The following is a 17,495-nucleotide window of genomic DNA, read 5'->3' on the forward strand; positions in this document are numbered from 1 at the left end:
TTAGGGCTTTGCTTAGGTAGTAAAATGGCGTTTTACTTATTCAAGCCTGATTACTTCGATGACCACAACCGCTACTCCCGTCCGTACCCGTTTCGCTCCCAGCCCGACCGGCTATCTGCACCTGGGCGGCGCCCGCACCGCCTTATACAGCTGGGCGTATGCCCGCCACTTCGGCGGCACCTTCGTACTGCGCATCGAAGACACGGACGTGGAGCGTTCCACGCCGGAAGCCGTGCAAGCCATCATCGAAGGCATGAAGTGGCTGGGCCTGGACCACGACGAAGGCCCGTTCTACCAGATGGCCCGCATGGACCGCTACCGCGAAGTCGTGGCGCAGATGCTGCTTGAGGGCACGGCATACCACTGCTACTCGTCGCCGGAAGAAGTCGAAGCGATGCGCGAGCGCATGCGCGCCGCTGGCGAAAAGCCGCGCTACGACGGCACCTGGCGCCCGGAGCCGGGCAAGACTCTGCCGGCCATTCCTGCCGACCGCAAGCCCGTCGTGCGTTTCAAGAATCCGCTCGATGGCGACGTGAGCTGGGATGACGTGGTCAAGGGCACGATCACGATTTCGAACCGCGAGCTGGACGACCTGGTGATCGCGCGTCCGGACGGCACGCCGACGTACAACTTCTGCGTGGCAGTCGATGACTGGGACATGCAGATCACCCACGTGATCCGCGGCGACGATCACGTCAACAATACCCCGCGCCAGATCAATATCCTGCGCGCCATCGGCGCACCGCTGCCGCTGTACGGCCACCTGCCGATGATCCTGGGTGCGGATGGCGAGAAGCTGTCGAAGCGCCACGGCGCCGTCAGCGTGATGGATTACCCGGCGCAGGGCTTCCTGCCGGAAGCGATGCTGAATTACCTGGCGCGCCTGGGCTGGAGCCATGGCGACGATGAAGTGTTCTCGACCGAGCAGTTCTGCGAGTGGTTCAACCTGAATCACCTGTCCAAGTCCGCCGCCCAGTTCAACAATGAAAAACTGGCCTGGCTGAACAACCACTATATCAAGCAGGCCGACAACACGCGCCTGGCCGACCTGGCCCGTCCGCAAATGGTCGCCGCCGGCGCCGTCTTCGAAGGCGCGCCGGACCTGGCGCAAGTGCTGGGCATGATGAAAGAGCGCGCCAACACAGTCAATGAACTGGCTGCCGCGTCGATGCTGTTCTTCCGCGAGCCGCAGCCGGAAGCGGCGTTGGCAGCGCAGCACATCACGGATGCCATCAAGCCCGTGCTGGCGCAGTTCGCCGAGCGCATCGCCACGGTGGAGTGGAGCAAGGAAGCCGTGGCTGCCATGATCAAGGAAGTGCTGGCCGCCAACACCATCAAGATGCCGCTGCTGGCCATGCCTTTGCGCCTGATTTTGACGGGCCAGTTGCAGACCCCTGCCATCGATCAGGTGGTGGTGATCTTCGGCCGCGACACCGTGCTGGCGCGCCTGGCAAAGTGGCTGTAATCGCCGCGCTTAAATACGCGTAAAAATACGGTGCGGAAACCGCCCCTATGAAAAGTTGCTCATAGACGAAAAAGGGTATTTGCAGAGTGAAACTTCTTTGCTATACTCTTGTTTCTGCACCAACGGGGGTATAGCTCAGCTGGGAGAGCGCTTGCATGGCATGCAAGAGGTCAGCGGTTCGATCCCGCTTACCTCCACCAGCAGCAAAATCGCAGTCAGGTTTTGTTAGTCGTTGAAGTGGTGCAGATGTTGTTTGGAAGTTCCGCGGTCCCCATCGTCTAGAGGCCTAGGACATCACCCTTTCACGGTGAGTACAGGGGTTCGAATCCCCTTGGGGACGCCAGTTAGTTGTGGTATAGTAGTGGCAGTTGTTTGTACTGATTGTTGTAAGTTCAGGCCCGTAAAAAACGGAATCTGGATGGAAAGCAAGTAGTGGAACAAAGTCGCCAAGTGCGGCTTTTATTATTTCTGCGCCCGGGGGGTATAGCTCAGCTGGGAGAGCGCTTGCATGGCATGCAAGAGGTCAGCGGTTCGATCCCGCTTACCTCCACCAACAGCGCAGAGGTAAAGAAGTAAATGTAGTGCCAAGGTCCCCATCGTCTAGAGGCCTAGGACATCACCCTTTCACGGTGAGTACAGGGGTTCGAATCCCCTTGGGGACGCCAGTTCAGTCTGGTGTTGTAGTAAAGAAGTAGCAGTGTTTCTGCGCCCGGGGGGGTATAGCTCAGCTGGGAGAGCGCTTGCATGGCATGCAAGAGGTCAGCGGTTCGATCCCGCTTACCTCCACCAACAGCGCAGAAGCAGGTAGTGAATAAATCAAAGTCGCCTCGAGCGGCTTTTTTATTTTTGGCGAAGTATTTCCGCCATACCCTCGGGGGAATATGGCTAAGCTGTTAATGCGCTTGCATGGCATGCAAGAGGTCAGGGTTAGCTCCCGCAAACCTTCGCCAACAGCGCGGAAATCACGCAGTAATCAAAGTCGCCTCGAGCGGCTTTTTTTATTTTGGCGAAGTATTTCCGCCATACCCTCGGGGGAATGTGGCGTAGGTCGGATTAGCGCAGCGTAATCCGACAATACCGTCGACTCAAATCAACATCCATATATATCGCACGAGCATCTTCTGCCCCATAGGGAGATCCCTGTAAATAAGATGGAAAATAAAATCCCCGGTAGTTGATTTCGTGAATCACCCCGTGCTATACTTCGCGCACGCTTTTTTGAGGGGCCAAGCAAAGCCTTCAACGAAGAGTCCGCTGAGAGTAAAGCCAGCACAGGTCCCCATCGTCTAGAGGCCTAGGACATCACCCTTTCACGGTGAGTACAGGGGTTCGAATCCCCTTGGGGACGCCAGGATTTAGTTGTAAAGTAAGAGTGCAGTGCTGAACGGGCCTGACAAGTCAGGCTTTTTTTGTTTCTGCCATATTGCTGCAGTACCGGGTCAGGATGCAAAGTAGTGCATTCAGGACAGATTTCTGTCCCCATCGTCTAGAGGCCTAGGACATCACCCTTTCACGGTGAGTACAGGGGTTCGAATCCCCTTGGGGACGCCAGATTCGCAAGTAGCAACAGGTCGGGATGCAAAGCAGCGCATCCAGGACAGATTTTCTGTCCCCATCGTCTAGAGGCCTAGGACATCACCCTTTCACGGTGAGTACAGGGGTTCGAATCCCCTTGGGGACGCCAGACCGGCTGAATCAGCCAACAAAAAAGCCGCCTGGTAACAGTGCGGCTTTTTTGTTATGGGCCGCCATGTCACGTTTTTCTCTTCTCCTTTGAATATGCCATTAGCTACCGATCGCGCGCCATCCCTGGCCATTTTCTGCAAAGTCGTCGACAACTACGGCGATATCGGCATTTGCTGGCGCCTCGCGCGGCAGTTGAGCGGCGAGCACGGCGTGGCCGTCGCCCTGTGGGTCGACGATCTTGTCAGCTTTCAGCGCATTTGCCCCGCGATCGACGTGGCAGCCGAAGCGCAGCAGGTGTCCGGCGTCACGATACGCCACTGGCGCGGCCAGGATGGCGTGTTTGCGCCTGCCGATATCGCCGATATCGTCATCGAGTTCTTTGCCTGCGACATTCCGCCCGGCTATATCGCCGCCATGGCGCAGTGTTCGCCGCAGCCCGTGTGGCTGAACCTGGAAGGCTTGACGGCGGAAGAGTGGGTCGAGGGTTGCCATGCGCTAACGTCGCCGCGCCACGGCATGATCAAGCATTTCTTCTTCCCCGGCTTCACGGATAAAACGGGTGGCTTGCTGCGCGAAGCGGCGCTCGACGAGCGGCGGCTGGCGTTCCAGTCCGATGCCGCCGCCATGGCGGCATTCCTCGGGCAATTCGGCGTGACGGCGGCGGACATGCGCGCCTTGAAAGTGTCGCTGTTCTGCTATCCATCGGCTCCCGTCGCCGAGCTGTTTGCTGCCTGGCAGGCGGGCAGCGAGCCCATCACGTGCCTGGTGCCGGAAGGCGTCGCGTTCGATGCCGTTCAGGCGTTTATCGGCGACGATGCGGCGGTGCCCGGTGCGACGCGCACGCGCGGCGCGCTTACCGTGCGCGTGCTGCCTTTCGTGCCGCAGGACGATTACGACCGCCTGTTGTGGGCTTGCGACGTGAACCTGGTGCGCGGCGAGGACTCGTTCGTGCGCGCGCAATGGGCGGGCCAGCCCTTTCTCTGGCATATCTATTTGCAGGATGAAAACTTGCATCACGTGAAATTGCGCGCCTTCCTGCAACGCTATGCGGCGGATGCGGACGGCCCCATCGACAGCCTGGTGCAGGCGGCGCTGGCCTGGAATGGCGCCAGCGCGGACGCCTTGCCGTGGGCGCAGCTGTGGCCCGCATTGCAGGCCGATCTGCCGCGCATCCGGGCGCGCGCGCACGACTGGCAGCGGCAGATGCAGGCTAATGGCGATCTGGCAAGTAACCTGCTGGCGTTCGCTGGCGCGACGAGATAGGCGCTTGCCCAAAATTAAGGTAAAATGCCCGGTTATTTCTAACGTATTTTTAACCGATCAAACGCAAGCTTGCGGCGCTGATGGCGCACAGGCGGCAGATGGTCTTCATGCAACCCACTTTTTACGTACATTCCTATGAAACCCGCAAAAGAAATTCGTGTTGGCAATATCATCATGGTCGACAGCAAGCCAATGATCGTGTTGCGTTCTGATGTCAACGGTTCGAGCCGCACGGGCTTCACCTACAAATGGAAGATGAAAAATCTTCTGACGAACACCCCGATGGAAAACGTGTTCCGCGGCGACGACAAGTTCGACGTTGTTGTTCTGGATAAAAAGCCAGTGACGTATTCGTACTTCGCCGACCCGCTGTTCGTGTTCATGGACACCGAGTACAACCAGTACGAAATCGAAGAAGAAAACCTGGGCGAAGCGCTGAACTACCTGAAAGATGGCATGGAATGCGAAGCCATTTTCTACGACGGCAAAGCGATCTCCGTTGAACTGCCGACGACCATCGCCCGTCAAGTGGTGTACTCGGAGCCAGCGGTCAAGGGCAACACCTCGGGCAACGTCCTGAAAGAAGCCAAGATCGAAAACGCCATCGACGCGCACCGCCACACCGTGCAAGTGCCGCTGTTCGTGGCACAGGACGACGTCATCGAAATCGACACCCGCACCAACGAATACAAGCGTGTCGTACGCAACTGATTTGCTTCAGTGCCGGACCGCCAAGAAACGCTGCCTTCGGGCAGCGTTTTTTTTTGCTTGGAAAATAATTCCTTATCACAACTATTAGCTTGCAAGGACTGCTATGCTACGGCTAGCACATTATTGCGTTAGAAACATTGAGGTTTCCTGGAGATACGATGCAGCGCAGTCAGATGTTACGCAGTGGCGCGTCCCGGAGCGTGTCGCGCCCCGTACTGGCCCGTGCCACGGCGCCGGCCAGCCCCATGGCCCATCTGCTCGACGCCGGCGTCTTGCCGCAACAGCAGATGATGCAGGCAGGCAAACTCAGTTCCCATGCGCTGACGTCGCAATACCTGGCCCGCATCCGCTCCCTGTGCAGCATTGGCGCGCGCGCCTATCCCGGTATTGAAATCAACCCCGACGCCTTGAAAATTGCCCTGGAAATGGACCGCGAGCGGCAAGTGCGCAAGGTGCGCGGCCCCTTGCACGGCATCCCCATCGTCTTGCGCGACAATATCGCCACGGGCGACCGCATGAAGACGCGCACGCAGGCACCCCTGGCCATGCATGCCAGCTGCGATTCCTTCGTGGCGGCCCGCTTGCGCGCGGCCGGCGCCGTCATCATCGGCAAAAGCAATCTGCGCCAGTGGGCCGCCGTCAGCGTGCCGCATGCCAGTGCCAGCTGGGCCGGACTCACCATCCTGGCCGTTGACAGCGCGGCGGACGGCGCCATCGTCGCGCCGGCTTCAAACTGCGGCCTGGTCGCCATCAAGCCCACGGGCAGGGCCGCTGGCGGGCAGGGCGGCGAACCAGCCATTGCCGGACCGATGGCGCCCAGCGTGCGCGAGGCGGCCTGGCTGTTCGCGGCCTTGAGCGGCGAGCGCCTGGCCGATGGCGTGGTGTTGGACGCCGCCGGCTTGCACGGGCGCCACATCGGCGTGGCGCGCAGCCTGTTCGGCCTGTGTGCCGGCACCGATGCCGTGATTGGGCAGGCGCTGCTGGTGTTGCGCGAACAGGGCGCCGAACTGGTCGAGCTGCCGTGCGCCACCGGGCCTGGCGGCATCGACGCGCTGCTGCGCCTGCATGGACTCGATGCGCTGGTGGGCCCGACCTGCCACGGCGTAGCACAGCCGCAGTCCGACTTGCCGCATATCACGGTACCTGCCGGCGTGGTCGGGGGCTTGCCGGTTGGCTTGTCCTTCATCGGCCCTGCCCACGGCGACATGCCGCTCATCGCGATGGCGTATGCCTACGAGCAGGCGACTTTGCACCGGCGCACGCCCGCACTGCCATCGAGCATCACCCTGGCGCTGGGCCGACCATGACGATTCCTTTGTTTTCTATCGATAAACTATGCTTGCAACCTTGCTGCTGAGTGCGGCCGTGGCCGCCACCCCGACTCCTTTCGATGCCGAACAGCTGTCCGGCAGCTGGTCCGACAGCGTCAATACGAATAGTGTGTGCGAAGAAGCGCGCCACTTCACGCGCATGCAGCTGTCCGACGATCACCAGCGGCTGGCGATCTTCAACGACCGTACGTGGAAAAGCAAGCTGGGCGAAACCAACCGCTTTGCCGCGACGGTCGTGGCGGAAACGGAGCGCAGCCTGACGTTACGCTATGACAATGAAACCCGCCTCAATGCCGCCGGCAAGCTGGTGGAATGGCAATTGATCATCGTCGCGCCCGGCGTGTACCGCTGGCGCGAGACGGGCTGGCCGGAAGGCAAGGTCAACGGCGTGGTCGGCATCCGCTGTTCTCCCTGAGGCGCGCGCACAAGCATGCCATTCTGCTATGCTGCCCGCATTACACGATGCTTTTAGGAGATTGCATGTCCGTACGTTTGCTCTTGCCCCTGTTCCTGGGCGCCGCCGTGGCGCTGGCCGCCACGCCGGCGCAAGCGCGTACGCCCAAACTGTCGCTGATCGAGCAGGCGCAAAGTTGCGACGGCGGCGCTACCTGTCCGTATTTTCCCGACGTCTACAAGGCGGACTACGCCTTTCGCAAGGCTTTTAATGTCGGCTTGAAAAAGGCGGGCCTGAAGCGGCAGCGCTGGGTGCCCGATGGCGTGGCCAGCCCGCTCAAGCCGGTCGAGATCGACGGCAAGGCGCGCCTGCTGAGCAGCGTCTGCGAACCGCACAATTGCGGCCACCGCTATTCGATTTTGTACGACCCGGCCGCGCGCAGCATGACGGGCGTGTACATGGGCAGCGATGGCAAGGGCGGCGTGCGCACCGTCTACTTCGGCGAGCCCAGCATCGCGGAAGCCGAACTGCTGTACAAGAACTGATGCACGCGCCACTGCACATTTCCAGCGAGCGCGACGCACTGGACGTGCCCATGATCCACCGCTACCTGAGCGAGCAGTCGTACTGGAAGCGTGGCGTGGCGCTGGAAACCGTGCGCAAGGGGATCGCCAACGCCCTGTGTTTCGGCGGCTATGTGGATGGACAGCAAGTGGCATTCGCCAGGGTCATTACCGACTACACGGATTTTGCCTACCTGCGCGACGTGTTCGTTCTGCCTGCCTTCCAGGGCAGGGGATATGGCAAGCAGATGGTGGCCGCCGTGCTCGATGATGCGCGCTTGCGCGATGTCGCCTGGATGCTGGGCACCGACGATGCGCACGGCTTATATGCAAGCTTTGGGTTTGCGCCGCTGGAGGCGCCGCAAAAGTACATGCGCCGCCCGCGTCAGGAGGATTATCAAAAAAATAGTTAATTCCGCGATAACCATTAATATTGTTGCATGAGATTAATATTGCCTTGATAATGACAATATGTCATTATGCGCGCTCTGCTGCAGTTGCGCAGCCGTACTTTGCTGGTGTTTTGCCTTGCCATCGCCATACGGCGAGGGCGAGCTCAATGAGCGGTCTGACTGGTCGTCCCCTGGGTACGTTTTTTTGACAATGTAAAGGAATACATCATGAAACAATATGGCGCCGAATTTCTCGGCACGTTCTGGCTGGTACTGGGCGGTTGCGGCAGCGCCGTGCTGGCCGCCGCTTTTCCCGGCCTTGGCATCGGCTTTGTCGGCGTGGCGCTGGCGTTTGGCCTGACGGTGCTGACCATGGCTTACGCCATCGGGCACATCTCGGGTTGCCACCTGAATCCCGCCGTCTCGATCGGCCTGTGGGCCGGCGGCCGTTTCCCTGCCAACCAGTTGCTGCCATATATCATCGCGCAAGTGCTGGGCGCCATCGTGGCCGGCGGCGTGCTGTACGTGATCGCCAGCGGCCAGGCCGGTTTCGATGTCAGCAAGGGCTTTGCCTCGAACGGCTTCGGCGCCCATTCGCCGGGCGGCTATTCGATGCTGTCGGCGCTGGTCATTGAAATCGTGCTGACGATGTTCTTCCTGATCGTCATCCTGGGCGCCACCGACAAGCGCGCCCCGGCCGGCTTCGCCCCGCTGCCGATCGGCCTCGCGCTGACCCTGATCCATTTGATCAGCATCCCCGTCACCAACACTTCCGTCAACCCGGCCCGCAGCACGGGCGTGGCCCTGTACGTGGGCGACTGGGCGACGAGCCAGCTGTGGCTGTTCTGGCTGGCACCGATCATCGGCGCCTTGCTGGGTGCGCTGGCCTACCGCCTGATCGCCGGCGAGAAGGAATAAGCGTAGGTCGGCTTGGCCCGCAGGGCGCAAGCCGACATTGCTGGCAGACGATTTGACGAAAGCAGCCTGCGGGCTGCTTTTTTCGTTTACTCCGCAGCGCGCCACTCGCTCAGGTAGTGCTGCGGTGTGCGGCCCAGGATGCGGCGGAACATGGCGCTGAAGGCGCTGGGGCTGGCGTAGCCCAGCGCATAGGCGATGGCCGCCACGCCTTCGCCCCGGTCCAGGCGGCAGAAGGCCTCGGCCAGGTGCACTTGCTGCAGCCATTGGCGGTAGTGCAGACCGGTTTCCTTGGGAAATAAACGGATCAGGGTACGCGCGCTGGCGCCCGCATCCTGCGCCCAGTCCTCGATGCTGCGCCTGCTGCCGGGCGCGTCCATGATGGCCGAGCACACGGCCACCAGGCGGCGGTCGCGGGGCCACGGTATGGCGAGGGGCACGGTATCGGCCGCCGCCAGTTCCGACAGGATCAGGTGCGCCAGCCAGTCGCCGCGCCCCGCCAGCGCATATTCGACCGGTTCGGCCAGCAAGGCCAGGATCAGCTCGCGCAGCAGCCGGCTCACTTCCAGCACCTTGCAATCGTCGCCATATTGGGCCGCCACTTGCGCATCGATGTACACGGTGCGCATGCTCAGTTCGCTCAAGATGTGGACTTCATGCACGATGCCCACGGGGATCAGCAGGGCGCGCCGTGGCGGCAACATCCACACGCCATGCTCGGTGGACACGCGCATCACGCCTTCCGTCGCATACAGCAGTTGCGCCCGCACATGGCTGTGCGGGGCCGTATATTCGCCCGCCGCATATTGCCGGGACATGGCCGTCACGGGGCGCGGCACATGCTGGTAGTCGTGCGAGCTGGTGCTGCGGCTGAACGGCACGCCATCGGGATGGGTCTGGACGAGTGCTTGGGTGTACATGCTGGGGTTCACTTGGTTGTCACTTGGGCGACGATTATTGGAAGTTATCAGTTCAGTGACCATACTATACTGGCTTCTTTGCCGGGCCGCCCGCCGTGCCCGATTATTGCGGATGACACATGCACACAACTACAACTGCTCCAGCATTGGCCAAGTCCGTGCCGGCGGCTCCCTCGCTTCATAGTTCCCAACAACAATCCGGTCTGGCCATGCACATCCTGGGCGCCGTCGCCTTCGTGCATTTGCTCAATGACTTGATCCAGGCATTATTGCCGTCGATTTATCCGATGCTGAAAGCCGAGTTTTCACTCAGTTTTACCCAGGTCGGCCTCATTACCCTGACGTTCCAGTGCACGGCCTCGTTGCTGCAGCCCTGGATCGGCTTGTACACGGACCGCCGTCCGCTGCCATTCCTGCTGCCCGTCGGCATGTGCTTTACCCTGGCCGGCGTGCTGATGCTGTCCGTCGTCTCGACCTTCCCGACCCTGCTGATCGCCGCTGGCCTGATCGGCGTCGGCTCGTCGACCTTCCACCCGGAAGCGTCGCGCGTGGCGCGCATGGCCTCGGGCGGGCGCTATGGCTTTGCCCAGTCGCTGTTCCAGGTGGGCGGCAACGTCGGTTCCGCCCTGGGTCCGTTGCTGGCGGCCGCCGTCATCGTGAACCGCGGCCACGGCAATGTCGCCTGGTTCGGCCTGCTGGCCGTGCTGGCCATCGGCGTGCTGTACAAGGTCAGTCACTGGTACAGCGGCCACCTGGCCAGCTTCAAGCCGAAGACGGGCGGTCATGGACCGAACCTGTCGCGCAACAAGGTGATGGGCGCGCTGGGCGTGCTGGCCCTGCTGGTGTTCTCGAAATACATCTACATGGCCAGCCTGTCGAGCTACTACACGTTCTACCTGATCGACAAGTTCCACCTGTCGCTCGGCGATGCCCAGTTGTATTTGTTCCTGTTCCTCGCCGCCGTGGCGGCCGGCACCTTCATGGGCGGCCCCATCGGCGACCGCATCGGCCGCAAGCGCGTGATCTGGATTTCCATCCTGGGCGCCGCGCCATTTACCCTGCTGCTGCCCTACGTCGACCTGTTCTGGACGGCCGTGCTGACGGTGATCATCGGCTTCGTGATTTCATCCGCGTTTTCCGCCATCGTCGTCTTCGCGCAGGAACTGGTGCCGGGCAAGGTGGGCATGATCGCGGGGATATTCTTTGGCCTGATGTTCGGCGTGTCCGGCATCGCGGCCGCCGCCATGGGCCATCTGGCCGACGTGGCGGGCATCGCCTATGTGTACAAAATCTGCTCCTACCTGCCGCTGCTGGGCATATTGACGGTGCTGCTGCCGCATATCGAGCAGGCGAAAAAGTAAGCTGGTGTCGCGGGTGGGCTTGACGGCCCGCCCGCGCGCATGCGATATTGTCTCCATGATCTCTTCCATACTCCATCCAGTCCCTGCACGCCGCGCCGCCGCTGCGCTGTGTCCGTGTATCTGGCTTCGCGAGGATGCGGCCCGGCGCCGTTAAACTTTTCATTCCTCATTCCGATGGCCACAGCGTTGAAAAACCTGTGGCCATTTTCTTTTTCCGCAACGCGCATGAAAGTCCCGCATGACACTACATTTGTACGACACGTATAGCCGCAGCCTGCGGCCCTTCGAAACCATCGCCCCGGGGCAGGCGGGCCTGTACGCCTGCGGTCCCACCGTCTACGATTACGCGCATATCGGCAACCTGCGCACCTATCTGTTCGTCGACGGCTTGCGCCGCGCGCTCGAATTCAACGGCTTGCAGGTGCGCCACGTGATGAACATCACGGACGTGGGCCATCTGACGTCGGATGCCGATAGCGGCGACGACAAGATCGCGGCGCGCAGCGCCCGCAGCGGCAAGTCGGCCTGGGATATCGCCGCTGAATTTACCCGCGCGTTCGAGGGCGATCTGCGCCAGCTCAATATCCTGCCGCCCACCGTCTGGTGCCGCGCCACGGACCACATCGCCGAGCAGATCGCCTTCATTCTCGACCTGGAAGCGAAGGGCTATACCTACCGCACGGATGACGGCATCTATTTCGACACGACGCGCCAGGACAGTTATGGCAAACTGGCGCGCCTGAACCGCGACGGCCTGCAGGCGGGCAAAAGGGTGGACTTGGGCGAGAAGCGCGACATCTGCGACTTCGCGCTGTGGAAGTTCAGCGGCGTGCCGGGACAGCGGCAAATGGAGTGGGACAGCCCGTGGGGCCTGGGTTTCCCCGGCTGGCACATCGAATGCTCGGCCATGGCGGAAAAGCACCTGGGGACATATTTCGACATCCATTGCGGCGGGGAAGACCACGTGGCCGTCCACCACAGCAACGAGATTGCGCAAACGGAAGCGCGCCATGGCACGCGCCTGGCCAACTTCTGGCTGCACGGCGCCTTCCTGAAAACACAGGATGCGAAGATGTCGAAATCGTCGGGCGATTTTTTACGCTTGCACAGCCTGGTGGAGCAGGGCGTCGATCCGCTGGCCTACCGCTACCTGTGCCTGGGCGCGCACTACCGCAGCAGCCTCAATTTCACGGACGCAGCGCTGCGCGCCGCCGCCAGCGGTTTGGCGCGCCTGCGCGTCGCCGTGCATGGCCTCGGCGACGCGCAGGGTGAGGCCGATTCCGTGTGGCTGGCGCGCTTTGCGGCGCAGGTCAACGATGACCTGAACTTTCCGCGCGCGCTGGCCGCGGCCTGGGAGCTGCTGAAAAGCGGGCTGCCGGACGCCGTCAAAAAGGCCACCATGGTCCGTTTCGATGCGGCCCTGGGGCTCGATCTGCTGGCCTGGCGGCCGGTGCAGGTGGAAGTGCCGCAGCCGGTGCAGGCGTGGATGGCGGAACGGGCCATCGCCCGCGCGCAGCGCCAGTGGGCCGAGGCGGACCGCCTGCGCGCACTGGCGCGCGCGGCCGGCTATGACATCGACGATACGCCGCAGGGGCAACAGGCGCGGCCTTTGTGAAGATGTCCGGCATAATGGCTGCTTGATGACACTGGAGATGCCGTGAAGCGCCGTTTGCTGCTATTGAGTTGTTGCCTTGCCTTTTCTGCCGCGCAGGCGGCCAGCGAATGTCCGGGCTTTCCCGCGCTGGCCACCTCCGGCGAGACGCTGCTGGCGCAAGTGCGCGCGCTGCCGCCCGTCGGCATCGACCGCGAACGGCAGGCGTGCGCGCCGGCGACCGTCATCGATTTCGCCTACAGCGGCGGGGTGCTGTGCAGTTTTGGCGCGGGCAAGGAAGCCGTGGAGGCGGCGACATCCGCCGTCACGCGCCTGGCAGATGGCGGTGAGCTGGTCGAATACCTGTATCTGTTCCCGTATGCGCCGGCCACGCATGCGCGTTTGCTGGCGCTGCTGGCCGCGCGTTTTACGCTGGTCGACAGGGCGGCCTGGCCCGCCTTCCTGCAGGGGGCCAGGCCGGGCAAGGAAACCACGGCCCTGTTCACGCATGGCGGCTTTTATATTTCGCTGGGCAAGCCCACCGAAGACGATCCTGCCGCATGGTATTCGAATGTGATCTTTGAAAAGGTCGACAAGCCTGCACTGGGCGTGCGCAAGGTGTGCAAGGAAGATCGCGATGGCTGAAGCGGATGCCTTTCCGGCGGCACTGGCCAGCACGGTGGCGCAGCTGTTGCCTGCGCTGGCAGATGGCCAGTTGCATGCGCCCGTTTGGCCATTTTCGGTATGCCAGGAAGGGGAAGCCTTGCGCATCCCCTCGCGCACATATTATGACAGCGAGCAGCTGCTGGCCTGTGCCCGGCTGCCCGGCGACGCAGGCGTGATCGCCCTGTGCCTGGGCGCGCGCCACCACGACGGCCATGTGCGCGAAGCGTGTGCAAGGCAGTTATTGTTGCAGGAGCGGGCGTGGACGGTGCCGTTTGTCGTGCACCTGTGCGGCGAATACGTGCTGGAGATTATCGAGGTAATTGGCGCGGCGCTGCCGGCCTGGAATGCGGCGACGCTGGCGCGCTATTTGGGGGAGAACCCCGCGTATGTGGACACGCTGGAGCGGCGCAGCATCAGCTACTGGAGCTGCTACTACCGCAGGCAATATCCCGTGTGGGACGATTACCCGGGACGCAGGACCATGGCGGCCCTGCGTGCCTTGCAGGCGCTTACGCCTCGATAAAGCGCATCTTGAAGCTGCGGCCCTTGATGTTGCCGAAGTCGCGGCCCAGGGTATTGCCCGCGTTGAGGCGCTTGAAGGCCGCTTCGGCCACCTTGCGGTCCAGCGCCACGTAGGTCATGAACTCGAACACGTTGATCTTGCCCACTTGCTCCTTGGTGAGGCCGGCGTCGCCCGTCAGCGCGCCCAGCAAGTCGCCCGGGCGCAGCTTGTCCTTCTTGCCGCCCATGATGCACAGGGTGACCATCGGCGCCGGCAGCGCCTCCATGCCGTCATCTTCCGCCAGTTCCTTCAGGTCGTGCCATTCGGCGGCGCTGTTCTGGTATTGCTCGATCAGCTTGACCCATTTTTTCTCGTTCGGCGCGCACAGCGACAGGGCCAGGCCCTTCTTGCTGCCGCGGCCCGTGCGGCCGATGCGGTGGATGTGCACTTCCGTGTCCTTCGATACATCGACGTTGATCACGGCGCCCAGGTCGGAAATATCGAGGCCGCGCGCGGCGACGTCGGTGGCCACCAGCACGGAGCAGCTGCGGTTGGCGAACAGCACGAGGATTTCATCGCGCTCGCGCTGTTCCAGCTCGCCGTACAGGGCCAGCGCGGAAAAGCCTTGCTGGCGCAGTTCGTCGGCCAGTTCGCGGCAATGCACCTTGGTGTTGCAGAAGGCCAGCGTGGATTCCGGCTTGAAGTGCTTGAGCAGCTTGCCGACGGCGCCATTGCGCTCGTCAAAGCCGATCTCATAGAAGCGCTGCTCGATCTTGTCGTTGTCGTGCTGCGCCTCGACCGTTACTTCCAGCGGATTGACGAGGAAGGACGCCGTGGCGCGGCGGATGTCTTCCGGATACGTGGCCGAGAACAGCAAGGTCTGGCGGCGCGCCGGGCAGGCGCTGACGATGCCGGCGATTTCCTCGTAAAAGCCCATGTCCGTCATGCGGTCCGCTTCATCGAGCACCAGGGTTTGCACGTGATTCAGGTTGATGGTGCCGCGGCCCAGGTGGTCGCGCAAACGGCCCGGCGTGCCGACGACGATGTGGGCACCGTGCTCCAGCGAGGCGATTTGCGGGCGCATCGGGGCGCCGCCCGTCAGGGTCAGGATCTTGATGTTGCCGGCCGCGCGGGCCAGGCGGCGCAGCTCATTGGCCACCTGGTCTGCCAGTTCGCGCGTGGGGCACAGCACCAGGCCCTGCACGGCAAACCAGGCCGGATTGAGCTTGTGCAGGATGCCGATGCCGAAGGCGGCCGTCTTGCCGCTGCCCGTTTTCGCCTGGGCGATCAGGTCGCGGCCATCGAGCACCGCCGGCAGGCTTTGCGCCTGGATGGTGGTCATCTCGTGGTAGCCGAGCGAGTCCAGGTTGGCCAAAAAGGCGGGCGTCAGCGGCAGGCTGGAAAAGGAAGTGGTAGTGGCATTCATGGGCGGGAACCGGTAAAAAGCGGGTGGATGGGCACAGTCTACAGGCTTACGCCCTTGTGCGGATGGTTGTGGAAGCCGGCGGCAAACGGCCGCCGGCACGGGGTTAATTATCGGGCGCCCAGATGGGCAAGCCGGTCAGATCGAGGCCGGCGTCGCGCGTCCAGACGGGCAGGCCCGTGGCGTCGGTCGGCTCCAGCAACTCAAGCTGCACCTGCTTCAGCGCCACCTTGCGCGCGCGCGTGCGGCGTTGCGGTTCCGGCGCCGGCTCTGGCGCCTCGTGCGCTGGCGGCGGGCCGAAACCGGGCAAGTCGATGGTGGCGTTGTCTTTTTTATCTCTCATTTCTGAACCTCTGGTCCCTGGCCGCGAAAACATGGCGCCGGGGAGCGGGCAAAAAGCTGTCCGCGATGTGAATACTCTGTACGCTTCGTCCACAAAACAAAAGCCCGGCTACTGGAGTCGGGCTCATTGTTGGAACAACCGTCAGGAATACCTGTCCTGCGGATTTAAGTGCGGCACGCAGTGTATCACAGGCGTGCCGCATTGTGGGTGGCTTAGCGGAAGCTCAGGGCGCCCGTCAGGTCGCCCGGCGGCAGCGCGCCGCGCGACGCAAAGGCGTCGTTGCGCACTTTCAGGCCTTCGAGCAGGGGCAGGTCGTGCAGGCGCGTGATCAGGCGCAGGATCGACGTCGTGTCATAAAAACTGTGGTCGACGGCGCCTTTCTTCGCGTACGGCGAGACGACGATGGCGGGAATGCGCGTGCCCGGGCCCCAGCGGTCGCCTTTCGGCGGCGCCACGTGGTCCCACCAGCCGCCGTTTTCGTCAAACGTGATCACGACGATCATGTCCTTCCACTGCGGCGATTCCTTCAAGTGCTGGATGACGTTGGCCACGTGCTGGTCGCCCGATTCGATGTCCGAATAGCCGGCGTGCAGGTTCAGATTGCCCTGCGGCTTGTAGAAGGTCACGGCCGGCAGCTTGCCCGCCACGGCGGCGGCGAGGAATTTGTTCGAGATCGGGCTGTCGCCCGTGCCGCCGTCGCGCAGGTGTTCGGCGCGCGCGGCCGTGCCAGGGGCGAACTGCTTGAAATAGTTCAGCGGCTGGTGGTGGAACTGGAAGTTCGGCTTGCTGCCGCCGCCCTTGTGGTCGAGCGCCGCTTGCCAGCCGCCGCCATACCACGCCCAGCTGACGCCCTTGCGCGACAGCAGGTCGCCGATGGTGTCATAGGTTTGCGGCGGCAGGGTGTTCGCGTCCGCCGGATCGGCATGCAGCGGGTCGCCGTCGAAGGCGGGGCGGATATAGCTCGGTTGATATGGCGGCGCCATGGTGTTGACGGCATAGCCGTCCGGCGTGATGGCGCCGTCGTTCACGTATTTGGGCTTGCCGTCGAGCGCCGAGGCGGGGCAGTCGGGCGAAATCGCCAGGCGCACGCCTTGCGGGCCGTCGGACAGCACGGCGATCTTTTTCTTTGCCGCCGTATCAGGCGCGTTGAAGTATTCGTTGGCGCGGCCCGTCACGAGGAACTGGTGGTTCATGTAGGAGCCGCCGAAGGCTGCCATGAAGAAGTTGTCGCACAGGGTGTACTGCTCGGCGATCTGCCACAGGTTCAGGTTTTTCGACGTTTCGCCGTAATGGCCCATCACCAGGCCGCCACTGTCGGCCCACGCGGCAAAGCCGTCGTTCTTGCCGCCGTTGATCTGCATCTGGTTGTTATAGAAGCGGTGCACGAGGTCGCGCGTGATGATGCTCTCGGGCAGGGGCTTGCCGGCCGCGTCGCTCAGTTTGTAGGGAGCGTTGGGCAGGCCGGAAATCTGGTCTTCCTTGATCAGGTAATCGGTGCCGCCGATATTTTGCTGGTTCGGCACGAGGCCGCCCCAGATCTTCGGCAGGGTGGCCAGCGGCTTGCCGTCGCGGTCCAGCTGCTGCGCCTGTTCCGCCGTGACGGCGGACAGGGGCGCGCTGGTGCCGGGGAAGTTGGCGAACAGGTTGTTGAAGCTGCGGTTTTCCAGGTAGATCACGACCACGTTCTTGACGTGCGCCTTGAGTTTCGCGTCGAGCGAACCCTTGGCGATGGTTTTTTTGGCGGGCGCGGCGTCGGCCAGCGCCGGCAGGCTGGCGGCCAGGCCGACTGCGGAAGCAGCCTGGAAAATGCGCCGGCGCGAGGGATTGGCGGGTTGGTCGGCCGGATCGGCTGGCAGGGCGGGGGCGAGGTCCTTCACACATTCTCCTTGGGTGTCTCTATGGGCACGGGCGTTGGCGGCAATGGCCGGCAACGCCCGTGAAGCGGGAAAATTGTATCACCGGCCCTGCG

At 62.6% G+C, this 17,495-nt stretch carries 16 protein-coding genes and 8 tRNA genes; 20 read left to right on the top strand and 4 right to left on the bottom strand.

All coding sequences use genetic code 11. From position 1 onward, the window contains the following. The first annotated feature begins 58 nt into the window (after positions 1 to 58). From gltX to aqpZ, 16 genes are all read left to right on the top strand, one after another. Positions 59 to 1,465 carry a glutamate--tRNA ligase gene (gltX, locus tag CLU90_RS00355; RefSeq protein WP_100426913.1) on the top strand — a complete coding sequence of 469 codons (1,407 nt, stop codon included), beginning with the start codon at positions 59 to 61 and terminating at the stop codon, positions 1,463 to 1,465. Positions 1,466 to 1,589: 124 nt separating this feature from the next. Then, positions 1,590 to 1,665: transfer RNA gene (locus CLU90_RS00360), tRNA-Ala, on the top strand. Positions 1,666 to 1,732: 67 nt separating this feature from the next. Continuing rightward, positions 1,733 to 1,808 (top strand) — tRNA-Glu (locus CLU90_RS00365). A 134-nt stretch (positions 1,809 to 1,942) separates the two neighbouring features. Further along, a tRNA-Ala gene (locus CLU90_RS00370) sits at positions 1,943 to 2,018 on the top strand. A gap of 36 nt (positions 2,019 to 2,054) precedes the next feature. Then, positions 2,055 to 2,130: transfer RNA gene (locus tag CLU90_RS00375), tRNA-Glu, on the top strand. 48 nt (positions 2,131 to 2,178) lie between these two features. Further along, a tRNA-Ala gene (locus tag CLU90_RS00380) sits at positions 2,179 to 2,254 on the top strand. A gap of 486 nt (positions 2,255 to 2,740) precedes the next feature. After that, positions 2,741 to 2,816 (top strand) — tRNA-Glu (locus CLU90_RS00385). 124 nt (positions 2,817 to 2,940) lie between these two features. Further along, positions 2,941 to 3,016, top strand: a tRNA-Glu gene (locus CLU90_RS00390). A 57-nt stretch (positions 3,017 to 3,073) separates the two neighbouring features. Further along, positions 3,074 to 3,149, top strand: a tRNA-Glu gene (locus CLU90_RS00395). Positions 3,150 to 3,244: 95 nt separating this feature from the next. Then, positions 3,245 to 4,414, top strand: a complete 1,170-nt coding sequence (gene earP / locus CLU90_RS00400; protein ID WP_092712400.1) for an elongation factor P maturation arginine rhamnosyltransferase EarP — start codon at positions 3,245 to 3,247, stop codon at positions 4,412 to 4,414. Between the two features lie 135 nt (positions 4,415 to 4,549). Then, a complete protein-coding gene (locus tag CLU90_RS00405; RefSeq protein WP_034758247.1) occupies positions 4,550 to 5,125 on the top strand; it encodes an elongation factor P in 576 nt (191 codons plus the stop codon). A 200-nt stretch (positions 5,126 to 5,325) separates the two neighbouring features. Continuing rightward, positions 5,326 to 6,432, top strand: a complete 1,107-nt coding sequence (locus CLU90_RS00410; RefSeq protein WP_232731031.1) for an amidase family protein — start codon at positions 5,326 to 5,328, stop codon at positions 6,430 to 6,432. Positions 6,433 to 6,460: 28 nt separating this feature from the next. Beyond that, positions 6,461 to 6,871, top strand: a complete 411-nt coding sequence (locus tag CLU90_RS00415) for a hypothetical protein (protein WP_139143284.1) — start codon at positions 6,461 to 6,463, stop codon at positions 6,869 to 6,871. A gap of 65 nt (positions 6,872 to 6,936) precedes the next feature. After that, positions 6,937 to 7,395: an Ivy family c-type lysozyme inhibitor gene (locus CLU90_RS00420; RefSeq protein WP_157808695.1), complete on the top strand. Its 459-nt coding sequence runs from the start codon at positions 6,937 to 6,939 to the stop codon at positions 7,393 to 7,395. Continuing rightward, positions 7,395 to 7,826: a GNAT family N-acetyltransferase gene (locus CLU90_RS00425; RefSeq protein WP_092712405.1), complete on the top strand. Its 432-nt coding sequence runs from the start codon at positions 7,395 to 7,397 to the stop codon at positions 7,824 to 7,826. Before CLU90_RS00420 ends, CLU90_RS00425 begins: the two co-directional genes overlap by 1 nt. Positions 7,827 to 8,033: 207 nt before the next feature. Then, positions 8,034 to 8,723 carry an aquaporin Z gene (gene aqpZ, locus CLU90_RS00430; protein WP_058048505.1) on the top strand — a complete coding sequence of 230 codons (690 nt, stop codon included), beginning with the start codon at positions 8,034 to 8,036 and terminating at the stop codon, positions 8,721 to 8,723. Positions 8,724 to 8,809: 86 nt separating this feature from the next. Here the strand turns inward: aqpZ and CLU90_RS00435 are convergent, their stop codons facing one another. After that, positions 8,810 to 9,640: an AraC family transcriptional regulator gene (locus CLU90_RS00435; protein WP_092712407.1), complete on the bottom strand. Its 831-nt coding sequence runs from the start codon at positions 9,638 to 9,640 to the stop codon at positions 8,810 to 8,812. Positions 9,641 to 9,849: 209 nt separating this feature from the next. Here CLU90_RS00435 and CLU90_RS00440 point away from each other — a divergent pair, with 209 nt between their 5' ends. From CLU90_RS00440 to CLU90_RS00455, 4 genes are all read left to right on the top strand, one after another. Beyond that, positions 9,850 to 11,001 carry an MFS transporter gene (locus CLU90_RS00440; RefSeq protein WP_198511115.1) on the top strand — a complete coding sequence of 384 codons (1,152 nt, stop codon included), beginning with the start codon at positions 9,850 to 9,852 and terminating at the stop codon, positions 10,999 to 11,001. A 238-nt stretch (positions 11,002 to 11,239) separates the two neighbouring features. Next, on the top strand, positions 11,240 to 12,616 hold the full coding sequence (cysS, locus tag CLU90_RS00445) for a cysteine--tRNA ligase (RefSeq protein ID WP_100426916.1): 1,377 nt from the start codon (positions 11,240 to 11,242) through the stop codon (positions 12,614 to 12,616). 42 nt (positions 12,617 to 12,658) lie between these two features. Next, a complete protein-coding gene (locus CLU90_RS00450; RefSeq protein WP_100426917.1) occupies positions 12,659 to 13,237 on the top strand; it encodes a hypothetical protein in 579 nt (192 codons plus the stop codon). After that, positions 13,230 to 13,781 carry a hypothetical protein gene (locus CLU90_RS00455; protein WP_100426918.1) on the top strand — a complete coding sequence of 184 codons (552 nt, stop codon included), beginning with the start codon at positions 13,230 to 13,232 and terminating at the stop codon, positions 13,779 to 13,781. The genes CLU90_RS00450 and CLU90_RS00455 overlap by 8 nt, the downstream gene beginning before the upstream one ends. On the opposite strand, the gene dbpA is transcribed toward CLU90_RS00455, so the two are convergent. The 3 genes from dbpA to CLU90_RS00470 all read right to left on the bottom strand — a co-directional run bounded on the left by dbpA (position 13,768) and on the right by CLU90_RS00470 (position 17,403). Further along, positions 13,768 to 15,186 carry an ATP-dependent RNA helicase DbpA gene (gene dbpA, locus CLU90_RS00460; protein WP_100426919.1) on the bottom strand — a complete coding sequence of 473 codons (1,419 nt, stop codon included), beginning with the start codon at positions 15,184 to 15,186 and terminating at the stop codon, positions 13,768 to 13,770. The two genes, CLU90_RS00455 and dbpA, sit on opposite strands and share 14 nt — an antisense overlap. 103 nt (positions 15,187 to 15,289) lie before the next feature. Next, positions 15,290 to 15,526 carry a hypothetical protein gene (locus CLU90_RS00465; RefSeq protein ID WP_034758223.1) on the bottom strand — a complete coding sequence of 79 codons (237 nt, stop codon included), beginning with the start codon at positions 15,524 to 15,526 and terminating at the stop codon, positions 15,290 to 15,292. A 212-nt stretch (positions 15,527 to 15,738) separates the two neighbouring features. After that, entirely contained in the window at positions 15,739 to 17,403 is a 1,665-nt protein-coding gene (locus CLU90_RS00470) for an acid phosphatase (protein WP_092712420.1), read from the bottom strand. Between the last annotated feature and the right edge of the window lie 92 nt (positions 17,404 to 17,495).

The sequence above is a fragment of the Janthinobacterium sp. 67 genome, from assembly GCF_002797895.1.
GTDB lineage: Bacteria > Pseudomonadota > Gammaproteobacteria > Burkholderiales > Burkholderiaceae_D > Janthinobacterium.